Here is a 3,177-nt window from a genome sequence, read left to right as displayed (position 1 = left end):
ACTGGTTCTCGGCTACCGCGCCCGCGTCAGTTAGCGGTAGGTCAGCCGGATACCCGTTGACGGCAAGATACCAGTACCACTGGGCGTCCCAGCCCACCACGAGGTCTTGAACGCTCGCCCCCGCACCGAAACGTGTGCCCTCGGCCGATAACGCGGCAGCCAGGATCAGAAAGCCGAACGTGACGGCCCGCGCAGCGAGATAGATGAGCGCAATCGTCAGCGCCGGCGGGATCGACCGCCGGGAGGGCGGCGCCGGTGCCGCTGTCGTCAGGTCAGCCACGCGCGCAGCCCGCGCTCGACATCCCGGATCTGGGCGACGGCAACGCGCTCTTCGTCGTGGTGGGCCAGCTGCGGGTCCCCCGGACCGTAGTTGACGGCGGGGATGCCGAGGGCTGAGAAGCGGGCAACATCCGTCCAGCCGTACTTGGGTTGAGCTGTGCCGCCCACAGCAGCCACGAATTCTTGCGCCAGCGGATCGTCGAGCCCCGGCCGGGCACCTTCGGCCATATCGATGACCTCGACCTCGAAACCCTCGAAGACTTCTCGGACGTGAGCCTCAGCCTCGGCGCCGCTGCGCGAGGGAGCAAAGCGGTAGTTGACCTCGACCTCGCACAGGTCGGGAATGACGTTTCCTGCAACACCGCCGGCGATGCGTACGGCGTTGAGTCCCTCGCGATACACGAGGCCGTCGACCGGCACCTCACGCGCCGTGTAGGCAGCCAACCGCTCGAGGATCGGTGCCGCCTTGTGGATGGCGTTCTCACCGATCCACGAACGCGCACTGTGCGAGCGCACACCGTGGGTCCTGATGATGGCGCGCATGTGACCGTTGCAGCCGCCCTCGACCTGCCCGTTGGAGGGTTCTCCGAGAATCGCGAAATCAGCGGCGAGCAGGTCGGCACGGGTCGCGGCGATGCGAGTGAGGGCGTTGAGGGCTGCAGCGACCTCCTCGTGGTCGTACCAGATCCACGTGATGTCAGCCTTGGGTGCAACGAGGTCGGCGGCGAGCTTGAGCTGAACGGCAACGCCGGCCTTCATGTCGACGGTTCCGCGCCCCCAGATGAACTCTTCGCCGTCGATGTCGACTGTTCGGGTGGGAACGTTTCGGTTGATCGGCACCGTGTCGATATGTCCGGCGATCGCGACCCTACGATCTCTTCCGAGGTTCGTACGAGCGATGATCGTGTCGCCATCCCGGATGACCTCGAGGTGGGGCAGAGCACGCACTGCCTCCTCGATCAGGTCTGCGAGATGTCCTTCGCCGCCAGAGACGCTGGGGATGTCGCAGATCGCGCGGGTGAGATCGACAGAATTCGAGGTCAGGTCCAGCACCCCTCGAGTCTAGCCAGGGCCCTCGGTCGTGCGGTGGGCGAGGCGTCACAGGAACAATCCGAGCAAGCGCGAGTCGATACCCTGGAACGATGACGGCACAGCGGATGATCAGCGGCATCGGGGCGGTAACTGTCGCAGCAGACGGCATGGTCTTGGACACCTGGTACCCCTCCCCCCAATCCGGTGCGCTGTCCGATAACCAGGACGCTCACGAGGCTGCGCGAGCTCTTGTGGTCGAGGCCGTGGGAGCGGATGACACCCGTGGGGTCAGCATCGAGCAGGTCGAGGTCGAGATCGATCTCGACGCGGCACCCTCGGGTACTCCGGATGCTTACCTCCGCCTCCACGCGCTATCGCACCGACTCGTCGCTCCGAACGACCTGAACCTCGACGGCATCTTCGGCGCGCTCCCGAACATTGCCTGGACCAATGCCGGCCCCGTCGACCCTCGAGGGCTCGACCAGCGCCGTCCGCGACTGCAGCGCGCCGGCATCCAGGTACAGGGGCTCGACAAGTTCCCGCGCCTGACCGATTACGTCGTGCCCGCCGGGGTCCGCATCGCGGACGCATCACGCGTCCGGCTGGGCGCCTATCTCTCGCCGGGCACAACGGTGATGCACGAAGGCTTCGTGAACTTCAACGCCGGGACGCTCGGTCAGAGCATGGTCGAGGGGCGCATTTCACAGGGCGTGATCGTCGGTGACGGCAGCGACATCGGCGGTGGAGCCTCGATCATGGGCACACTCTCGGGCGGCGGCGCCCACCGTGTCTCGATCGGTGAGCGGACGCTCCTGGGCGCGAACGCCGGCATCGGTATTTCGCTCGGAGACGATTGCGTCGTCGAGGCAGGGTTGTATGTCACCGCCGGGTCGAAGATCGTGCTTGCTGACGAGCCAGTCGGTGCCGACGGCACGCACCCGACCGTCAAGGGCGCTGAGCTCTCTGGACGCGACGGGATCCTGTTCCGCCGCAACTCCCTCACGGGCGCAATCGAGGCAGTGCGGCGCGCCGGTGTCGGGGTGACCCTCAACGAGGCGCTGCACGCCTGAGGCCTATCGCGGCGTTGCGAATCAGCGACGCACGCGGACCGAGAGGCACGTGACGCAGCCCTCGAGCTTCTCGAACTCGGTCACGGGCGTCTGGATGACGCTCAGCCCGCGCGACCGGAGCAACGCGGCGGTCTGCGGAGCATCCGCCGACATCAGGACCGTCACCTCATCGAGGACAACCACCGCAGTGCCGTGCTCTTCGGGCACAGGAAGGAAGCGCGGGAAGACCGACGGATCGTCGACGAGCGGCTCGTAGCCGATGACCGTGCCGTCAGGAAGCGCGGTCACGGCGCTCTTCAGATGCAGGACCCGCGTCACCGGCACGGCCACGATCTTCCATCCCCGGGGGCTCAACAGAGCATCCAGTTGACGGATGCCGTCATCGTTGGTCCGGGATGACGCCCCGACATACACCGTGCGCCCGATCTTGAGCACATCGCCGCCGTCGAGCGTGCCGGGGGCCTTGATCTCGTGCACAGGGAGGCCCAGCGTGTCTGCCGCCGCCCGGGCCGTTGCGATCTCGCCCCGTCGAGATTCGGCGCCGGGCCGACCGATCACCACGATGTCGTCGAACACGACGAGGGCATCCTCGATGAAGACACCGTCGGGCTGATCCGGGGCCTCCGTAACGTCGACGATCTGCCAGCCACGATCGCGGTATACCGAGACGTAGTCCCGCCACTGGGAGAGCGCGAGATCGGCATCCGCCTCGACTCGGTCGAGGTGTGTCAGTTCCCCCTGAGCGAGGAGCGGGGAGGGAACGCGGACGAGGAGCTTCGGCATCCGTTCAGAATGC

General features: G+C 66.6%; 3 protein-coding genes and 1 pseudogene. 1 reads left to right on the top strand and 3 read right to left on the bottom strand.

Annotated elements, in window-relative coordinates; translation table 11 throughout:
* A pseudogene (locus Q1V87_RS13090) lies at positions 1–280 on the bottom strand (hypothetical protein); the annotation flags it as partial.
* Positions 268–1,332, bottom strand: a complete 1,065-nt coding sequence (dapE, locus tag Q1V87_RS13085; protein WP_300593671.1) for a succinyl-diaminopimelate desuccinylase — start codon at positions 1,330–1,332, stop codon at positions 268–270. The pseudogene Q1V87_RS13090 and the gene dapE, both read right to left, overlap by 13 nt.
* 89 nt (positions 1,333–1,421) lie before the next feature.
* Here dapE and dapD point away from each other — a divergent pair, with 89 nt between their 5' ends.
* Positions 1,422–2,381 (top strand): 2,3,4,5-tetrahydropyridine-2,6-dicarboxylate N-succinyltransferase, encoded by a 960-nt coding sequence (gene dapD, locus Q1V87_RS13080; protein ID WP_300593668.1) that lies wholly within the window; start codon positions 1,422–1,424, stop codon positions 2,379–2,381.
* A 21-nt stretch (positions 2,382–2,402) separates the two neighbouring features.
* Here the strand turns inward: dapD and ddaH are convergent, their stop codons facing one another.
* On the bottom strand, positions 2,403–3,164 hold the full coding sequence (gene ddaH / locus Q1V87_RS13075; protein WP_300593674.1) for a dimethylargininase: 762 nt from the start codon (positions 3,162–3,164) through the stop codon (positions 2,403–2,405).
* Positions 3,165–3,177 lie beyond the last annotated feature (13 nt).

This window comes from Microbacterium sp. (assembly GCF_030149085.1).
GTDB lineage: Bacteria > Actinomycetota > Actinomycetes > Actinomycetales > Microbacteriaceae > Microbacterium.
The sequence above is the reverse complement of the archived record's forward strand: the minus strand, read 5'-3'. Positions and strand labels throughout refer to the sequence as shown.